This window comes from Rhodococcus sp. NBC_00294, assembly GCF_036163995.1.
In the GTDB taxonomy this organism is placed as follows: Bacteria; Actinomycetota; Actinomycetes; order Mycobacteriales; family Mycobacteriaceae; genus Rhodococcoides.
In genome coordinates, this window is sequence record NZ_CP108043.1 from 1517676 (window position 1) to 1535177 (window position 17502).

Here is a 17502-nt window from a genome sequence, read left to right on the forward strand (position 1 = left end):
TCAGAAGTACCAGGGGTAGGGAGACCAGTCCGGCTCACGCTTCTCGAGGAACGAGTCGCGACCCTCCACGGCCTCGTCGGTCATGTAGGCCAACCGCGTCGCCTCGCCCGCGAACAGCTGCTGCCCCACCAGCCCGTCGTCCTGAAGATTGAACGCGTACTTGAGCATTCGCTGCGCCTGCGGGGACTTGCCGTTGATCGTGCGCCCCCACTCGATGGCGACGGTCTCGAGGTCGGCGTGATCGACCACCTTGTTCACAGCACCCATCCGGTGCATGTCCTCGGCGGTGTAGGTGTCACCGAGGAAGAAGATCTCGCGAGCGAACTTCTGCCCCACCATCTTCGCCAGGTACGCGCTGCCGTATCCGCCGTCGAAGCTGCCCACGTCGGCGTCGGTCTGCTTGAAGCGGGCGTGTTCCCGGCTCGCCAGAGTCAGGTCGCAGACCACGTGCAGGCTGTGTCCGCCGCCCGCGGCCCACCCGTTGACGAGGCAGATCACGACCTTGGGCATCGTGCGGATCAGGCGCTGCACCTCGAGGATGTGGAGGCGTCCCGCGCGCGCCCGGTCCACGGTCTCGGCCGTGTCGCCGCTGGCGTACTGGTAGCCGGACCGCCCCCGGATGCGCTGGTCGCCGCCGGAACAGAAGGCCCACCCGCCGTCCTTCTCGCTGGGCCCGTTGCCCGTGAGGAGGACGGCGCCGACGTCGGAGGTCATCCGGGCGTGGTCGAGCGTGCGGTACAGCTCGTCGACGGTGCCGGGGCGGAAGGCGTTGCGCACCTCGGGGCGATCGAACGCGATGCGCACGGTGCCGTCGGTGACGTGGCGGTGGTAGGTGATGTCCACCAGGTCCTCGAAGCCGGGGACCGCGGTCCACTGCTCGGGCTGGAACGGCGAGGTCTGATCGGTCACCCTCGACAGCCTAACGACGGACCGAATCGGACTCCGCGTTACCGTCGTCCGATGACCGACGATTCCCCCCACGGCGGATTCCCGAAGTTCACCAGGGCCACGCCGCCGCCGGACTACGGCCGGTTGATCGAGGCGTTGCGCACCGTCCAGGACCTCGCGGTGTCCACGGACCTGCCGGACGACCAGCTCGCCCTGGCCGCCGACCAGGCGGAGAAACTCGCTGCGACCATGGCGCCGTACGTGGTGCCGGAGGGTCTGTCACCGGCGGGCCGCGCGCTGGAGCTCCCGGGCCGCGGCAGTCTGCTGATGCTGCCGTGGACCATCGAGAAGTACGGCGCCGAGGGCGTTCGGTCCACCGGTGTGTTCCGCCGGTTCCATCTCGGCGGCAACGGCGCAGCCCACGGCGGCACGCTGCCGTTGCTGTTCGACGACCTCTTCGGGCTGATCCAGCACGCGTACGGCCGCCCGATCAGCCGCACCGCCTTCCTGCACATCGACTACCGCGCCGTGACCCCGTTGAACGAGCAGCTCGTCGCCGAGGGGCACGTGACGAAGGTCGAGGGCCGCAAGACGTTCATCGAGGCCCGGTTGACCAAGCAGGACGGCACGCTCGTCGCCGAGAGCAACGCCCTCATGGTGCAGTTGCTCCCCGGCCAGCAGTGACGGCGGCACCCGCTCCCGGGCTCGACGAGATCGTCGCGTCGGCCCACGTGCTGTCGCTGCCCATGCGCACCCGGTTCCGCGGCATCACGACGCGGGAGGTACTGGTGTTCTCCGGACCCGCCGGATGGGGCGAGTTCGGCGCCTTCCCCGAGTACGACGACGCCGAGGCGTCGGCATGGCTGCGTGCCGGCATCGAGATGGCCTGGCAGGGCGCGCCCGATCCGGTGCGGGACCACGTCGAGGTCAACGCCACCGTGCCCGCGGTGCCCGCCGCCGAGGTGCCCGCCGTGCTCGCGCGCTATCCCGGCACGCGCACGGCGAAGGTCAAGGTCGCCGAGAAGGGCCAGACCCTCGACGACGACGTCGCACGAGTCGAGGCGGTCCGGGCGCTCGTCCCCACCGTGCGTGTCGACGCCAACGGGGGCTGGACGGTCGACGAGGCCGAGACGGCCCTGCGCGCCCTCACCGAGAACGGTGACCTCGAGTACGCGGAGCAGCCCTGCGCGACGGTCGAGGAACTCGCCGAGGTGCGCAGACGCGTGCGCGGAGTGTCGATCGCCGCCGACGAGAGCATCCGGCGAGCCGAGGACCCGCTGCGCGTGGTGCGGGCCGGGGCCGCCGACGTGGCCGTCGTCAAGGTGCCGCCGCTGGGCGGGGTGCGGGCGGTGCTGCGGCTCGCCGAGGAATTGGCGCAGTACGGCGTCCCCGTGGTCGTGTCGAGCGCCCTCGACTCGGCGATCGGCATGTCGGCGGGACTCGCTGCGGCGGCGGCCCTGCCGTCGAGTGCCGCGTGCGGCCTGGGCACCGGCGCACTGTTCGTCACCGACGTGGCCGAGCCGCGAGCACTCGTCGACGGTCGGCTGCGGGTCGACACCGTCGTCCCCGATGCGGATCGACTCCGCGAGCTCGCCGCCCCGGACGATCGGCGGACGTGGTGGCTGGAGCGTCTCGCCCGGTGCCATCCCCTCGCTCTGTTGTAGGGTCGCGCCGACCAGAAACCTTCTCCGAGAACGGCGTTTGCGCCCGACTCCAAACGACAGGATTGTTTTCCGTGGCATCACTGCAGACCACCCTCCTCGACGAGAACACCGCACCGGCCGTGCGCGCGGACGTCCGCGCGCTGATCGACGCCGAGGTCTCCGACAAGAAGGGCGCCTCCGGCCTGGCGGTCAAGGGCGGATACGGCGCCGTGAAGAAGGTGAGCCCCAGCGTCGTCGACGATGCGGTCGCCAAGCTGTGGCCGAGCTTCGTCGAGAAGCTCGACCCGTTCTGGCAGCGGTACGAGGCCGCGCCGACCGGCACGTTCGGTGAGTTCCTCGCCGCGAACGGTGACGAGGCGTCCGACGCGCTCCTGTCCGTCACCGACGAGCGCATCGACGAGACCAGCAAGTCGACCATCAAGAAGGCGTACTCCTCGCTCCGCCCGTCGGCGAAGAAGAACGTCACCGAGGCTCTCCCGCGCGTCGGCGCCCTGGTGCAGAAGTACGCAGCCTGACCCCTGTGCGCCTTTCGCGTATCCCCGGATGCGCGAAAGGCGCACGGAGGGCCGGATCGTCGATGATGGAGCCATGACTCCACGCAACGATCTCGCAGCCCTCACCAGTGGACGCAACTTCTGGAGCACCGAGCAGCAGGACGGGCTCCCGGCGATCACACTGACCGACGGCCCGCACGGCGTGCGGATGCAGGCGAGCGACAGCGACATGTTCTCCGGACGACCCGCGACGTGCTTCCCGCCGGCCACCGCCACCGCGAGTACCTGGGATCCCGACCTGCTGCGGCGGATGGGAGAGGCGCTGGCCACCGAGGCCCGGTCGATGGACGTGTCCGTCCTGCTGGGCCCCGGCATCAACATCAAGCGCAGCCCGCTCGGCGGCCGCAACTTCGAGTACTTCTCGGAGGACCCGTTGCTCACGGGCACGCTCGCCGCCGCCTACGTGCAGGGCGTGCAGAGCCGGGGCGTCGGCACCTCGCTCAAGCACTTCGCGGTCAACAGCCAGGAGACCGACCGCATGCGCGTGAGCGCCGAGGTGGACGAACGCACCCTGCGCGAGATCTACCTCCGGGCGTTCCAGCGTGTGGTGGAGCAGGCGCAGCCGTGGACCGTCATGTGCTCCTACAACCGCATCAACGGCGTCCACGCCTCGCGGAACCGGTGGCTCCTGACGGACGTGCTGCGCGGCGAGTGGGGTTTCGAGGGCGCCGTCGTGTCCGACTGGGGCGCCGTCGTGGACCGGGTCGACTCGATCGCCGCGGGCCTCGACCTGACGATGCCCGGACCCGACGCTGCCGGTGACCAGCGGGTCGCCGACGCGGCGGAGTCCGGTGCGCTCGATCCGGGCACTCTCGAGACTGCGGCGGCGCGCGTGCGCGCACTGATCGAGCGCGCGCAGGACGCGAGCGGTTCCGTGGACGTCGATCACGATGCCCACCATGCGCTGGCCCGAGAGATCGCGAGTCGGGCGATCGTCCTGCTGAAGAACGACGGTCTGCTGCCGCTCGAGCCGGGTTCCGGATCGATCGCCGTGCTCGGCGAGATCGCCCGCACCCCGCGTTACCAGGGCGGCGGTAGTTCGCAGATCACCCCGACCCGGTTGGACGACGCGCTGTCGGCGATCACCGCTGCCGCGCAGGGTGAGGTGGCGTTCGCGCCCGGGTACGACGCCGACCACGCGTCGACCGAGCAGACCGGCGCCGACGACGGACTGCTGAACGAGGCCGTCGAGCTCGCTCGCACGCACGACATCGCCCTCGTCTTCGTCGGCAACGATCCCGAGACCGAGGGCATGGACCGCACCACGCTGGCGCTGCCGGAAGGCCACCTGGCCCTGGTCGAGCGAGTGCGCGCGGTGAACGAGAACACCGTGGTGGTGCTGTCGAACGGCGGCGTGGTCCTGACGTCTCCGTGGGACACCGACGTCCCCGCGATCCTCGAGACGTGGCTGCTGGGACAGGCCGGCGGCGGAGCGATCGCCGACGTGCTGTTCGGCGTCGTGAACCCGTCGGGACGGCTCGCCGAGACCGTTCCGCTCCGGCTCGAGGACCACCCGTCCTACCTGGACTTCCCCGGTGAGCACGGGGTCGTCCGCTACGGCGAGGGCATCCACGTGGGCTACCGCGGCTTCGATGCGCGCGAGACCGACGTGTCGTACCCCTTCGGGTGGGGCCTGTCGTACACGACGTTCGAGTACGGCGACGTGACCGCGACGGTGGGGGAGCACGGCATCGACGTCACGGTGCCGGTGACCAACACCGGGGACCGGGACGGCCGGGAGGTCGTGCAGATCTACGTGTCCGCGCCCGACGAGGACGCGCACCGTGTTCCGCGTGAGCTCGCGGCGTTCGAGTCGGTCGAGATCGCCGCGGGTGCGACCGAGACCGTGACTCTCACCGTCCGGCGTGCCGACCTGGCGTACTGGGACACCCGGGTGTCGTCCTGGATCGTGGCGCCGGGCGAGTACGTCGTGGCCGCGGCGGCATCGTCGCGCGATCTCCGGAGCGTCGCGATCGTCTCCGTGACGGGCGACGACGTCCGCCTGCCGTTGACGGCCGAGTCGACCGTCACCGAGTGGCTGGACGATCCGCGCGGCGGTGACCTGCTGCGGGCGGCCATCCAGGACGGCGACGGACCGTCGGTGGCACAGGCGATGATGGGCAATCCGGAGACGGCAGTCTTCCTGTCGAGCGTCCCGCTCGCCCGCATGGTGGCCTTCGGCGACGGAACCCTGACACCCGATGTCGTCGCGCGGCTCGTGCAGGACGCGAACGGCTAGCCGCGCCCGCGTGCCCGGGTGAACAGCGGGACCACCAGCAGCATCATGAACACCCGGAGCACCTGGGCCGCCACGACGAAGGTCACGTTCACGCTGCTCGCCGCCGCCAGCGCGAGCACCGCGTAGATACCGCCCGGCGTCGTGGCGAGGTAGGCCTCGTACGGGGTGATACCGGTGGTGCCCACCAGGATCAGGCCGAGCAGCGCGCAGCCCACCGCGATGGCGATGATCAGCAGTACTGCCCACGGGATGATGCGGCCGATGGACTTCAGGCTGTCGAGGGTGAACTGCAGGCCTGCCTGCCACCCGATGACGATGTAGACGAGCTGGAGCGCCAGGATCGGCACGCCGGCGTCGCCCGTCCACCCCAGCAGGTCCGCGGCACCGGAGATCAGCAGCGGTCCGAGCAGGGCGGGTGCTGGCAGGCGGATCAGTCGGCCCAGCGGGATGCCCACCAGCAGGCACACCGCGATGAAGAGCGCGTCCGTCCAGAGCGGGGCGGAGGCGGTGTCGAGTGATCCGCCCTGTCCGGTGTCCGCCGAGAAGACCACCGTGGCGACGAACGGTAGCGACGCGGTGACCAGCAGCACCCGGACGTACTGCACCACGGCGACCACCCGCTCGTCGCCGCCCAGATCACGGGCGATCGCGACCATGCCGGACGCACCCCCGGCCACGAGTGCGAGGGCGCCGGTGGTGGCGTCGAGGTCACGATGCAGTCCGAGGAGAGCGCCGGCCGCGATGGACAGCACCAGGGTGCCGAGCGAGACGACCACCACCCAGATCCAGTCGGACCCCAGCGAGGACATCGTGTCCCGATCGAGCAGGGTGCCGATCTCGACGCCGAGCACGGCCTGCGCGCCCATCGACGCGGTGCGCGGAACCTTCCCCGGGCCCCACCCGCACAACGCGAACACCGTCGCCACGGCGAGCGCGACGAACAGAGCAGCCGACGGCACCCCGACGCGATCCGCCAGCACGGCCACGACGGCCGTGACCAGCGCCAGTGCCACCCAGCGGGCAGCGCGGGACCGGTCGACGGCCGGACTCAAGGCCTGTCGGGGCGCTGGATTCGTCGCACGGCCGGGGGCATGCCCCACTCGTCGCGGCCGAGCCGGCTCAGCGGTGCGAGGGCGCCGAAGTCGGGCAACCCGTCCTCCGCGAGGAACTCCGGACGCACCGTGATCATCGTGACCGCGCCCATGACGACGAACGAGTTGCCCACCTCGACCACCTGATGGAGCGTCGCCTCGATCGAGAGCGGGGACGCGACGACGCGCGGCGGGCGGACGGTCTCACTGGGCTCGCTCTCGAGGTCGACCGCGGTGTACTCGCTCACCGAGGCGTCGTAGTTCGCGGACGTCTGATTGATCTGCTCGAACAACGACTCGGTGGCGAGGTTGACGACGAACTCGCCCGTCTCCTCGATGTTCCGCAGGCTGTCCTTGCGGCCGACCGACGTGAACTGCACCACGGCGGGTGCGCTGGAGGAGACGGAGAAGAAGCTGTACGGCGCCAGGTTCGGCACGCCGTCCGTGGAGACCGTCGACACCCACGCGATGGGTCTGGGCACCACTGACGTGGTGAGAAGCTTGTAGTAGTCGCCGGCGTCCATGGTCTGCGGATCGAAGTGTGTGCGCACCGGTTCATCGTGCCAGGGCCACGCGCGCCCTGGAGGCCGGCCGATCATTCAGGCAGGTCCGGCATCTGTGACACTCTGAAATGGTGAACCCGTCCACGTCTCAAGCCGCCGTCGTCGTCGACGAGATGATTCGCGGCGGCGTCCAGGACGTCGTGCTGTGCCCCGGATCGCGTAACGCGCCGCTCGCGTTTGCGCTCGAGGCCGCCGACCGCGCCGGTCGCGTCCGCTTGCACATGCGCATCGACGAGCGCACCGCCGGCTTCCTCGCCATCGGACTGGCCGTGTCCGGCCGCCGACCCGTTCCTGTCGTGATGACGTCCGGCACCGCCGTCGCCAATCTCGGACCCGCCGTGCTCGAGGCCAACTACGCCCGCATTCCGCTGGTCGTGCTCAGCGCCAACCGCCCCTACGAGATGCTCGGCACCGGCGCCAACCAGACGGTCGAGCAACTCGGCCTGTTCGCGGGTCAGGTGCGCGCGACCATCAGCCTCGGTCTCGCCGAGGAGTCCGACCAGGTCAACAGCCAGTGGCGGTCGGCAGTGTGCCGCGTCCTGGCTGCCGCACGCGGTACGCGCTCGGGCAACGCCGGCCCGGTCCACTTCGACATGCCGCTGCGCGAGCCCCTCACGCCCGACCTGGCCGACTCCCGCCCCGCCCCGGAGGGACGTCCCGACGGCTCCCCGTGGACCACCACGCAGTACGCGACGCTCGACGTTCCGGTGGACCTGGACCTCTCGGTGGACACAGTCGTCATCTCCGGACACGGCGCCGCCTATCGGCCGGAACTCGCCGGGCTGCCGACGGTCGCCGAGCCGACCGCGCCCCTGCACGGCCACCCGCTCAACCCGCTCGCGCTCGGTGCGCTGTCGCCGCGCCAGGCCATCATCACCGGGCGTCCCACGCTGCATCGTCAGGTCTCGAAGGTGCTGGCCGATCCGGCCGTCTCCGTCATCGCTCTCACCACCGGACCCCGCTGGCCCGACGTCTCGGGCAACGTCGTGGCGACCGGAACGCGCGCGCTGGTCACCGGGACACCGTCACCCGAGTGGCTGCGTCGCTGTGCCGACGCCTCGGAGTCGGCCGATGCCGCGGTCCGCGGGCAGCTCGACTCGCTCTCGATTCCAACGGGTCTGCACGTCGCCGCCGCCGTGTCGTCGGCACGTCGGCCGGGTGACCTGCTCGTGCTCGGCGCCTCCAACCCGGTGCGCGACATGGCACTGGTCGGCTACCCGGCGGAGGACGTCCGGGTGCTGTCCAATCGCGGTGTGGCGGGCATCGACGGCACCGTCTCCACCGCGGTGGGCGCTGCGCTGGCACACGACGGCCGCACCATCGCGTTGATGGGGGACCTGACGTTCGTGCACGACGCGTCCGGACTGCTCATCGGCACCGGGGAGCCCCGACCGCGGGACCTCACCATCGTCGTCGCGAACGACGACGGTGGCGGCATCTTCGAACTGCTCGAGCAGGGTGATCCCCAGTACGCGGGCGTCTTCGAGCGCGTGTTCGGCACTCCGCACGGCATGGACCTCGCGGCGCTGTGTGCCGCCTACCGGATCCCGCACCGGCGGGTCGATCCCGACGAGCTCGCGAAGCTGCTCACGGGTCACGCCGAGGGCACCCGGGTGCTCGAGGTGACCACCGATCGGTCCGGTCTACGCGATCTGCACGCCTCGATCCGCGCTGCCCTCTAGGCCCTGTCGGCGAGGTACTCCCGGGCCTGCTTGCTCTCGGAGTGCACCATCTTGCCGATCATCTCGGTGACCATGCCCTCGATCTTGCCGCCGACGAACGGGACCTTCACCTCGGCCGTCCCCTTCAGGGTCAGGCGCGATCCGGCGCCGTGAGGCACCAGTTCGAACGTTCCGCGCACCTTCGAGGTCAAGCCCGTCGATCCGCCTTCGAGCGTGCCGTTCGCACGGTCGCCTTCGAGCGGTCCCCAGCTGTCCTTGCGCGTGATCACCAGGTCGCCGCGAATCACCTTCCGGACGAACCCCGGCAGCACGGACGCGCCGACCCCCTCGGAGATCACCACGTCGAAGCCGCCGTCGGGCCGGTGCGAGTACTCCACGCTGGCCCGGTCGGAGACCTCCTTGGTTCGCTTGTCCCACAACGCTTCGTCCGTCAAGGCGGAGTGCGCCTGCGCCGGTGTCACGTCGAAGTCCTCGGTGTAACTGAATTTCCGCCCCATGGCGGGAGACGTTACTCGGCGTACCGCTGCCGACGTCCTGCGTGGTGCGGTCGCTAGCCTGTCCTGGTGAACCCCGTCGTCCCGAGTCCGGCCGGTGCCGAGATGTCCGGTGGCGACATGCCTGCTGTCGAGAACTCCGAGGCGGACGAGGCCCCCGTGCGGCGCCGCTCGCGCGTTCCCACCGTTCTCCTGGTGATCGCCACCGTCGTTTCGGTGCTCGCGGTCCTGTTGGTGCTCGCGGCGTGGCGCAACGACCACACCATCTCCTCGGACGAGGGCGTCGCCACGGCCGAGGTGCTGTCGGCCGGACGTCTGCGCTCGGCGGTGAGCTTCGTGACTCCCGACGGCGAGATGCACAATCCCAAGCTCGGAGTGCTGTACCCGACCAACCTCGTCGCCGGTCAGCGCATCGACGTCGAGTACTCCCGCAGCGATCCCGACCTGGTGCGGGTCGCCGGCCGCGACGCCTCGGTGGCCGTCGTGCCCGCGCTCTCCGTCATCGTCGTCACGTGGCTGATCGCCGGCCCGTCGATCCTCTACCTGCGGCGCCGCGACGCGCGCGTCTGACCCGGTACCGGAGGGTTCGCCCGGGGTTCGCCCGCTGGTCACGTCGCCCTCGCATCGCGGTCGTCGCGGCGCGGAACAGTCCACGGTGTGCGCATAGCCGTGGTCGCCGAATCGTTCCTGCCTCACGTCAACGGTGTCACCAACTCGATTCTCCGTGTGCTCGAGCATGCGGAGTCCGCAGGTCACGACGCCATGATCGTCGCGCCGGACACGCCGGCCGGGGTGCCCGCGGCACCGACCTCACACGGCTCGTTCCCGGTTCTGCGAGTGCCGTCGGTGATGGTCCCCAAGGTGAGTTCGCTGCCCGTCGGCGTGCCGAGCCCCGGTATGACCGCCGCGCTGCGCTCGTTCGCGCCCGACGTGGTGCACCTGGCATCGCCGTTCTCGCTCGGTGCCGGTGGCCTCGCGGCCGCGCGGAGGCTGGACGTCCCGGCCGTCGCCGTCTATCAGACCGATGTCGCCGGGTTCGCCGAGAGTTACGGTCTCGGGTTGACCTCGCGTGCCTGCTGGGCGTGGACCCGCCGGATCCACAAGGGCAGTGCCCGCACCCTCGCACCGTCGACGTCGGCGATGGACGCACTCGCCGCGCACGGCATCCCCCGCGTGCATCGCTGGGGTCGGGGAGTGGACACCGTGCGCTTCGCGCCGTCGTCGCGGAACGCGGAGCGTCGTGCGCAGTGGGACGCGGGCGACGCGCTGGTGGTGGGCTTCGTCGGCCGGTTGGCACCGGAGAAGCACGTGGAACGCCTCGCGGTACTCGAGCGGACACCGGGCGTGCGTGTGGTGATCGTCGGTGACGGTCCGGAGCGCGCGCGGCTCGAGGCGCTCATGCCGTCCGCGGTGTTCACCGGTCAGCTGGGCGGGCAGGCCCTGTCGGAGGCCTACGCGTCCTTCGACGTGTTCGCGCACCCCGGTGAGCACGAGACGTTCTGCCAGACCGTCCAGGAGGCGCTCGCGAGCGGTGTCCCCGTGATCGGACCCGACGCCGGCGGTCCCCGCGATCTGGTGAGCCACTGCCGCAACGGGTACCTGCTGCCCGTGGATCGGTACGAGGAGTTGCTGCCGAGCGCCGTGCAGGCCCTCGCCGACCCCACCACGCGTGCGAGGTTCGCCACGTCCGCGCGCAAGTCCGTCCTGCATCGCACCTGGCCCGCGCTGTGCAGCCAGTTGATCGGCCACTACGAGGCGGTCATCGGCACCTCGGACGTCGGACGGCGGACGACGGCGGCCTAGGTGAGTGCGCGGCCCACGTACTGTTCAGGTGTGGCAGCACACGGCTCCAGAGCGCAACTGGACAAGCAACCGCACGACGTCGCGTCCATGTTCGACGGAGTCGCGAAGCGGTACGACCTGACCAACACCGTCCTGTCCTTCGGGCAGGACCGCGGCTGGCGGCGCGCGACGCGCGACGCGCTCGCGCTGAAGCCCGGGGAAGCGGTGCTCGATCTCGCGGCCGGGACCGGAGTGTCCACGGAGGAACTCGGCCGGTCCGGCGCCTGGTGCGTCGCCACCGACTTCTCCAAGGGCATGCTCCGCGCGGGCCTCTCGCGCGGCGTCCCGATGATCGCGGGCGACGCGATGCACCTGCCGTACGGCGACGACGTGTTCGACGCCGCCACCATCTCGTTCGGTCTCCGCAATGTGGCCGATCACAACGCCGGCCTCGCCGAGATCCTGCGGGTGGTCCGGCCCGGCGGACGGTTGGTGGTGTGCGAGTTCTCCACACCGGTCTTCCCGGCGTTCCGCACCGTCTACATGGAGTACCTGATGAAGGCGCTCCCGGCCGTGGCCCGCACCGTCAGCAGCAATCCCGACGCCTACGTCTACCTGGCGGAATCCATTCGCGCCTGGCCGGACCAGGCGGAGCTCGCGCGGCGCATGCAGTCCGCGGGATGGGGCCGCGTGCAGTGGCGCAATCTCACGGGCGGCATCGTCACCTTGCACAGCGCCGTGAAACCGGTGTACTGAAAGATACGGAGAACGCACCTATCGGTGTTCGTACCGTGTCCGGATACGGCATGATCTGCGCATGCCCGTACCGGATTGGCTGCCCTATGCCACCCTCGCTGCCTCGGCCGTCGCCGCCGGCGGGGCCGGTTGGGCCGTCAGCACCACGCGCATGCACCTCACCAGGGAGACGCGCCGCGCACGCGAGCTGCGTACCATCCGCGCCGAGCTGACCCACGATTCCGGTCGCCAGGCCGTCGAGACGTCGCTGATACGCGACCAGGTCACCGAGCGCTACCAGGAGTTGTCGGTCGCGCTGACCACCTTCCAGCGGGTCTGGATCGACGCCGTTCGCCGCCGGACCGCCCCCGACGCGACCGCACTGCCGCCGAGTGCCGACGACCTGCAGGCCGACGTCGACGCCGCCTATCAGGAACTGCTGCGCATCTCGACGATCACCGTCGTCGTGGCCCGCCAGCGCGTCGCGCCGCTGCTCGAGATGCTCATGTCGCTCGATCTCCGGGTGCTGGTGCCCTACTCCACGACGGGCGCGATGCCGGGTCCGGCCGTCGAGCGGCTGAACCGTGAGCACGGGTTCCTGATCGAGATCCAGCGTCTGCTGCGCGACGCCATGCGCGCCGACCTCGGTCTGCTCGACGCCAACGACCTGGGCCTGTTGATCATGGACACCAAGCGCGTCGTCGACACCCTCTCGCCGGACCGCCGGTCGATCGGCTTCGGCGCCACCGAGCGCCGCATGGTGGAGTACCTGGCCGAGTTCGGGGTGCGGGTACTGGCGGGCGGCAACGAGCGCGACTACACGATGGAAGCGGACCGTTTCGCGTTCTACCAGGCCAAGGACCCGGCGCTCGCCGGCGCCGTCGAGGCCATCCTGGCGCTGTACGGAGCCGAACTGTCCCTCGCCGTCCACGCCGGACTCGACGAGCAGGCACGGCTCCCCGTGCTGCAACGCGTCGTGGCGTCTCTCGAGTGCGGCTTCCGCGATCGTGACGGGATACTCCTGCCGGACGGCACCACCGTGTACGCCTTCCGACCGGGACGCTGACCGGGCCCGGCTCCCGAGGCAGCCGGGCACTCTCAGGAGAACGGTGGCCGGTCGTCCACCTTCAGCGACGTCGATCCCGCGGCCCGCCAGGCGCGCGCGACCACGTCGCGATCCTCGTCGGTGATGAGGTTGCCCATCACCCGCACGGCGACGGTCATGATCGCGCGCGACCGCATGCCGATCGGCCCCGTGGCGGGCAGGAACCGCGGCACCGTCAGCAGTCCCGCGAGGCGACGAGCGACCGAGAAGCTCTGCCCGTAGTGCTCGCGGAGCACCGCCGGCCACACCTGCGTCAGGTCTGCGCCGTCCAGGTGTTCGGCTATCAGTCGACCACCCTCGAGTCCGTAGTCGATGCCCTCACCGTTGAGCGGATTCACGCAGGCCGCCGCATCGCCGACGAGCGCCCAGTTGGGGCCCGCCACGTCCGACACCGCGCCGCCCATCGGCAGCAGGGCGGACTGCACGCGCCGCACGCCGCCGCTCAGGCCCCACTCGGACTCCCGTTGTGACGCATAGAGATTCAGGAGAGGTCGCAGCGCGCCGGCAGCCGGGCGCTTCGAGGTGGCGAGCGTCCCCACCCCCACGTTCACCTCGCCGGTGCCCTCGTCGTTCACGCCCAGCGGGAACACCCACCCGTAGCCGGCCTGCAGGGTGCCCTCCTCGTCGCGGAGCTCGAGGTGCGAGGTGATCCACTCGTCCTCACTGCGGTCACTCGTGACGTACGCCCGTGCCGCGACCCCGAAGGCGGTGTCGCGGTGCCACGTACGGCCGAGGATCTTGCCGAGCGGCGAGCGCACCCCGTCCGCCACGATCAGCGTGCGACAGGCCACGGCGACAGGGCCGTCGGCGGTGTCGAACATCACCTCGGTGACCCGCCCGCTCACCAGCACCGCATCGACGGCCTTGGCGTTCTCCATCATCACCGCGCCGTCGTCGACGGCCACCCGGCGGATCCGGTCGTCCAACTCGGTACGCGGTACCGCGGAACCGATGTCGGGGAGGGAGCCACCCGGCCACGGCAGCGTGAGTTCCTGACCGAATCCGGTGAGGCGTAGGCCACGATTGATCGCCCGCGAGCGCACCCAGTCACCGAGTCCCAGCTCGTCGAGCTCGGCCACGGCACGCGGCGTGAGTCCGTCACCGCAGGTCTTGTCGCGCGGGAACGTGGCGGCGTCCGCGAGAATCGTGTCGTGACCAGCTCGTACGGACCAGGCCGCGGCGGCGCTGCCCGCGGGTCCCGCTCCGACGACGAGAACGTCGGTCACGCGTCGAGTTCCCGGTGTCACACCCTGTGCGCGTCCATCCGTCATCGTTCCATCTTGCAGGCACGATAGGTTGGAGGCAGACGCGGCGCCGAGGCCCGGAGCCGCGCGAGGTGTTCGACGACGAGAAATGGGTGCGAGCGCGGTGACCGAGACGAGTGCGAGTGGGGCCACCGTGGTGGCGGGCGTGGATCTCGGGAACGCGGAGTTCGCGGAGATCGTGCGCGCGGCGATGGCCGAGGTCGAGAGCCTGCTCGTGACCGAGCTGTCCGACGGTGAGGACTTCCTCACCGAGGCGGCGCTGCACCTCGCCAAGGCCGGCGGCAAGCGGTTCCGCCCGCTGTTCACCATTCTCACCGGTCAGCTCGGCCCCAAGGCGTCCAGTCCGGACATCGTCACCGCGGCCACCGTGCTCGAGATGGTGCACCTCGCGACGCTGTATCACGACGACGTCATGGACGAGGCCGCCATGCGCCGCGGCGTGGAGTCCGCCAATGCGCGCTGGGGCAACAGCGTCGCCATCCTCGCGGGCGACTACCTCTTCGCACACGCGTCGCGCCTGGTCTCGACGCTGGGCCCCTCCGCCGTGCGTACGATCGCCGAGACGTTCGCCGCGCTGGTCACGGGCCAGATGCGCGAGACGATCGGCAGCAAGCCCGATCAGGATCCGGTCGATCACTACCTCACCACGGTGTGGGAGAAGACGGGTTCGCTGATCGCGACGAGCGGTCGCTTCGGCGGCACGTTCTCCGGGGGCGACGACGAGCACATCGAGCGGCTCGAGCGTCTCGGCGACGCGGTGGGCACCGCGTTCCAGATCTCCGACGACATCATCGACATCTCGTCCGCCGCGTCGGACTCCGGCAAGACGCCGGGTACCGACCTGCGCGAGGGCGTCCACACGCTGCCCGTGCTGTTCGCGCTGCGCGACGAGGGTGCGGACGGCGACCGGCTCCGCCACCTGCTGCGCGGCCCCATCACCGACGACGCGGACGTGGCCGAGGCGTTGACTCTGCTGGGTCGTTCGCCGGGCATGGCCAAGGCACGCGAGACGCTCGACACCTACGCCCAGCGGGCGCGCACCGAGCTGGACGCTCTGCCACAGGGCCCGGCCAACGACGCGCTGCGCAAGCTGGTCGAGTACACGGTCGCCCGCATCAGCTGACGGGAACTACCCGCGTCACCTCGGTCGTTGTTCGTGCAGGAAGCACTGCGGCGAGAGGATCGGCGACACACGATGAAGTTCGCGAACGGCATGAAGACGTTCGGCCTGATGGTCGGGATGTCGGCTCTGATCGTCTTCATCGGCGCTCTGTTCCAGAACTCGACCATCCTGGTGGTCGCGGTCGTCCTGGCCGTCGGCATGAACGGGTACGCCTACTTCAACAGCGACAAGCTGGCGCTGAAGTCGATGCACGCCCAGCCGATCACCGAGGTCGAGTACCCGCGCATCTTCGCGATCGTCCGCGAGCTGGCCACCGCGGCGCATCAGCCCATGCCGCGGCTCTACATCAGCCCCACCAACGCCCCCAACGCGTTCGCCACGGGACGCAACCCGCGCAACGCCGCGGTGTGTTGCACCAGCGGCATCCTGGCGCTGCTGAACGAGCGTGAGCTGCGCGCGGTCCTCGGCCACGAGCTCTCGCACGTCTACAACCGCGACATCCTCATCTCGTCCGTGGCGGGCGCCATGGCGGCCGTGGTGTCCGGACTCGCGAACTTCGCGTTCTTCGCGAACGTCTTCGGCGGGCGCGGGAACGGGCAGGGCGCCAACCCGCTGGCCCTGCTGCTGGTGTCGATGCTCGGACCGATCGCGGCGTCCCTGGTGAAGCTGGCCGTGTCGCGCTCGCGGGAGTACCAGGCGGACCAGTCGGGTGCCGAGCTCACCGGCGACCCCCTGGCGCTGGCCTCCGCGCTCCGCAAGCTGCAGAGCGGCACCCAGGCCGCCCCGCTGCCCCCCGAGCCGCGCCTCACGGCCCAGTCGCACCTGATGATCGCCAACCCGTTCCGGGCGGGTGACCGGGCGAGCAAGCTGTTCTCCACGCACCCGCCGATGGAGGAGCGCATCGCCCGCCTCGAGCGCATGGCGGGGCCCTACCGCTGAGTCAGCGGTAGTTGACGAACTGCAGGGCGATGCCGAAGTCCTCGCCCTTGAGCAGCTGCTGAACGGCCTGGAGGTCGTCACGCTTCTTGCTGCTCACCCGCAGTTCCTCGCCCTGGATCTGCGCCTTGACGCCCTTGGGGCCCTCGTCGCGGATCTTCTTCGAGATCTTCTTGGCGTTCTCGGTGGTGATGCCCTGCACCAGCGTGCCGGTGATCTTGTAGGTCTTGCCCGACTGCACGGGATCGCCGGCGTCGAAGGCCTTGAGCGAGATGTCGCGTCGGATGAGCTTCTCCTTGAAGACGTCCAAGGCGGCCTTCGCGCGTTCCTCGGCCTCGGCGGTGATGACGATGGCCTCGTCTCCGGACCACTCGATGCTCGCGCCGGTGCCGCGGAAGTCGAAGCGGGTCGACAGCTCCTTGCCGGCCTGGTTCAGAGCGTTGTCGACCTCCTGGCGGTCCACCTTGCTCACGACGTCGAACGACGAATCAGCCACTGACAACACTCCTTCGTGCGTGATCGGTACGGTGCCGACGGTAGCGTGTCCAGCCGGTTTGCCATCGAGGGGTGCGGTCGTTGTATTCTGCGTATCGCACCTGGAGCGGTCACTCGACGAGTGTCCGGCGCCATGGAGCATCCCGGCAGATTGCCCGAGCGGCCAATGGGAGCGGACTGTAAATCCGTCGGCTTATGCCTACGTAGGTTCGAATCCTACATCTGCCACACCCGACGAGACCCCGGCGAGAATCCTCGCCGGGGTCTCGTCGTCGGGGTGGGGGCAGGCGGCATGCGAAACGCCGCGTGCAACTCGTTCACCAGGCAATTTGGCGAGCGGTCTGACCCCTGTGTAATGTCTTCGAAGGCTTCGACGTGCACCTCGTGTGCGCCGATCCTGCCCCCTTAGCTCAGTCGGTAGAGCGTTTCCATGGTAAGGAAAAGGTCAACGGTTCGATTCCGTTAGGGGGCTCGCGGGACCGAGCGCCGGCCGGCGTCCGGCACCGAGGCGGTGTAGCTCAGTCGGTAGAGCAAACGACTCATAATCGTTGTGTCGCCGGTTCAAGTCCGGCCATCGCTACTCGACAGAGGACTCCGCCGCTGCTGCGCGCAGTGGGGTCCGGTATTCATGACCGACGCAGCACCCGTATCGCGCTCTACCCGAAAGCAGGCATCGACGTGGCCTCCTCCACTGACGTTCGGCCCAAGATCACCTTGGCGTGCGAGGTGTGCAAGCACCGTAACTACATCACCAAGAAGAATCGCCGCAACGATCCCGATCGCCTCGAGATCAAGAAGTTCTGCCCGAACTGCGGAACTCATCGCGCGCACCGCGAATCTCGCTGATCATTCGCACAGCAGCGCTGCCCCGGCACAGTCGCCGTGG

General features: G+C 69.9%; 18 protein-coding genes and 3 tRNA genes. 15 read left to right on the forward strand and 6 right to left on the reverse strand.

Going from position 1 to position 17502, the window contains the following annotated elements; genetic code table 11:
* Positions 1-909, reverse strand: a complete 909-nt coding sequence (locus tag OHB23_RS07290) for a 1,4-dihydroxy-2-naphthoyl-CoA synthase (RefSeq protein WP_373425200.1) — start codon at positions 907-909, stop codon at positions 1-3.
* A 51-nt stretch (positions 910-960) separates the two neighbouring features.
* Here OHB23_RS07290 and OHB23_RS07295 point away from each other — a divergent pair, with 51 nt between their 5' ends.
* The 4 genes from OHB23_RS07295 to OHB23_RS07310 all read left to right on the forward strand — a co-directional run bounded on the left by OHB23_RS07295 (position 961) and on the right by OHB23_RS07310 (position 5345).
* A complete protein-coding gene (locus tag OHB23_RS07295) occupies positions 961-1572 on the forward strand; it encodes a PaaI family thioesterase (protein WP_027504536.1) in 612 nt (203 codons plus the stop codon).
* Positions 1569-2552 (forward strand): o-succinylbenzoate synthase, encoded by a 984-nt coding sequence (locus OHB23_RS07300; RefSeq protein WP_285184338.1) that lies wholly within the window; start codon positions 1569-1571, stop codon positions 2550-2552. The genes OHB23_RS07295 and OHB23_RS07300 overlap by 4 nt, the downstream gene beginning before the upstream one ends.
* Positions 2553-2623: 71 nt before the next feature.
* The gene (locus tag OHB23_RS07305; protein ID WP_442973025.1) at positions 2624-3067 is read left to right on the forward strand and encodes a DUF6918 family protein; all 444 of its coding nucleotides are present in this window, start codon (positions 2624-2626) and stop codon (positions 3065-3067) included.
* 73 nt (positions 3068-3140) lie between these two features.
* Positions 3141-5345 carry a glycoside hydrolase family 3 C-terminal domain-containing protein gene (locus tag OHB23_RS07310; protein WP_328811201.1) on the forward strand — a complete coding sequence of 735 codons (2205 nt, stop codon included), beginning with the start codon at positions 3141-3143 and terminating at the stop codon, positions 5343-5345.
* Here the strand turns inward: OHB23_RS07310 and OHB23_RS07315 are convergent.
* The gene (locus tag OHB23_RS07315; protein WP_328811202.1) at positions 5342-6397 is read right to left on the reverse strand and encodes an AbrB family transcriptional regulator; all 1056 of its coding nucleotides are present in this window, start codon (positions 6395-6397) and stop codon (positions 5342-5344) included. The genes OHB23_RS07310 and OHB23_RS07315 overlap by 4 nt on opposite strands.
* Positions 6394-6987: a flavin reductase family protein gene (locus OHB23_RS07320; protein WP_442973026.1), complete on the reverse strand. Its 594-nt coding sequence runs from the start codon at positions 6985-6987 to the stop codon at positions 6394-6396. The genes OHB23_RS07315 and OHB23_RS07320 overlap by 4 nt, the downstream gene beginning before the upstream one ends.
* An 83-nt stretch (positions 6988-7070) precedes the next feature.
* On the opposite strand from OHB23_RS07320, the gene menD reads away from it, so the two are divergent.
* Positions 7071-8681 (forward strand): 2-succinyl-5-enolpyruvyl-6-hydroxy-3-cyclohexene-1-carboxylic-acid synthase, encoded by a 1611-nt coding sequence (gene menD / locus OHB23_RS07325; protein WP_328811604.1) that lies wholly within the window; start codon positions 7071-7073, stop codon positions 8679-8681.
* Here menD and OHB23_RS07330 read toward each other — a convergent pair.
* A complete protein-coding gene (locus OHB23_RS07330; protein ID WP_307108246.1) occupies positions 8678-9178 on the reverse strand; it encodes a DUF2505 domain-containing protein in 501 nt (166 codons plus the stop codon). The two genes, menD and OHB23_RS07330, sit on opposite strands and share 4 nt — an antisense overlap.
* Before the next feature lie 117 nt (positions 9179-9295).
* On the opposite strand from OHB23_RS07330, the gene OHB23_RS07335 reads away from it, so the two are divergent.
* The 4 genes from OHB23_RS07335 to OHB23_RS07350 all read left to right on the forward strand — a co-directional run bounded on the left by OHB23_RS07335 (position 9296) and on the right by OHB23_RS07350 (position 12758).
* Positions 9296-9745 (forward strand): DUF3592 domain-containing protein, encoded by a 450-nt coding sequence (locus OHB23_RS07335; protein WP_051613160.1) that lies wholly within the window; start codon positions 9296-9298, stop codon positions 9743-9745.
* 87 nt (positions 9746-9832) lie between these two features.
* Positions 9833-10978 (forward strand): glycosyltransferase family 4 protein, encoded by a 1146-nt coding sequence (locus OHB23_RS07340; RefSeq protein ID WP_027504545.1) that lies wholly within the window; start codon positions 9833-9835, stop codon positions 10976-10978.
* 30 nt (positions 10979-11008) lie between these two features.
* Entirely contained in the window at positions 11009-11713 is a 705-nt protein-coding gene (locus OHB23_RS07345) for a demethylmenaquinone methyltransferase (RefSeq protein WP_027504546.1), read from the forward strand.
* 61 nt (positions 11714-11774) lie between these two features.
* Entirely contained in the window at positions 11775-12758 is a 984-nt protein-coding gene (locus OHB23_RS07350) for a hypothetical protein (protein WP_328811203.1), read from the forward strand.
* A gap of 32 nt (positions 12759-12790) precedes the next feature.
* Here the strand turns inward: OHB23_RS07350 and OHB23_RS07355 are convergent, their stop codons facing one another.
* Complete coding sequence (locus OHB23_RS07355; protein ID WP_051613089.1) at positions 12791-14068, reverse strand: geranylgeranyl reductase family protein; 1278 nt, start codon at positions 14066-14068, stop codon at positions 12791-12793.
* A gap of 82 nt (positions 14069-14150) precedes the next feature.
* Here OHB23_RS07355 and OHB23_RS07360 point away from each other — a divergent pair, with 82 nt between their 5' ends.
* Positions 14151-15185 carry a polyprenyl synthetase family protein gene (locus OHB23_RS07360; RefSeq protein ID WP_051613090.1) on the forward strand — a complete coding sequence of 345 codons (1035 nt, stop codon included), beginning with the start codon at positions 14151-14153 and terminating at the stop codon, positions 15183-15185.
* Positions 15186-15257: 72 nt separating this feature from the next.
* Entirely contained in the window at positions 15258-16124 is an 867-nt protein-coding gene (gene htpX, locus OHB23_RS07365; protein ID WP_027504550.1) for a zinc metalloprotease HtpX, read from the forward strand.
* 1 nt (position 16125) lies between these two features.
* On the opposite strand, the gene OHB23_RS07370 is transcribed toward htpX, so the two are convergent.
* Positions 16126-16617, reverse strand: a complete 492-nt coding sequence (locus OHB23_RS07370) for a YajQ family cyclic di-GMP-binding protein (protein ID WP_056441678.1) — start codon at positions 16615-16617, stop codon at positions 16126-16128.
* 144 nt (positions 16618-16761) lie between these two features.
* Between OHB23_RS07370 and OHB23_RS07375 the strand changes: the two genes are divergently transcribed.
* The 4 genes from OHB23_RS07375 (at position 16762) to rpmG (ending at position 17462) form a co-directional block, all read left to right on the forward strand.
* Positions 16762-16844 (forward strand) — tRNA-Tyr (locus tag OHB23_RS07375).
* A 171-nt stretch (positions 16845-17015) separates the two neighbouring features.
* Positions 17016-17088 (forward strand) — tRNA-Thr (locus OHB23_RS07380).
* Between the two features lie 35 nt (positions 17089-17123).
* Positions 17124-17196 (forward strand) — tRNA-Met (locus OHB23_RS07385).
* Between the two features lie 98 nt (positions 17197-17294).
* Positions 17295-17462 carry a 50S ribosomal protein L33 gene (rpmG, locus tag OHB23_RS07390; RefSeq protein WP_027504552.1) on the forward strand — a complete coding sequence of 56 codons (168 nt, stop codon included), beginning with the start codon at positions 17295-17297 and terminating at the stop codon, positions 17460-17462.
* The last annotated feature ends 40 nt before the right edge of the window (positions 17463-17502 follow it).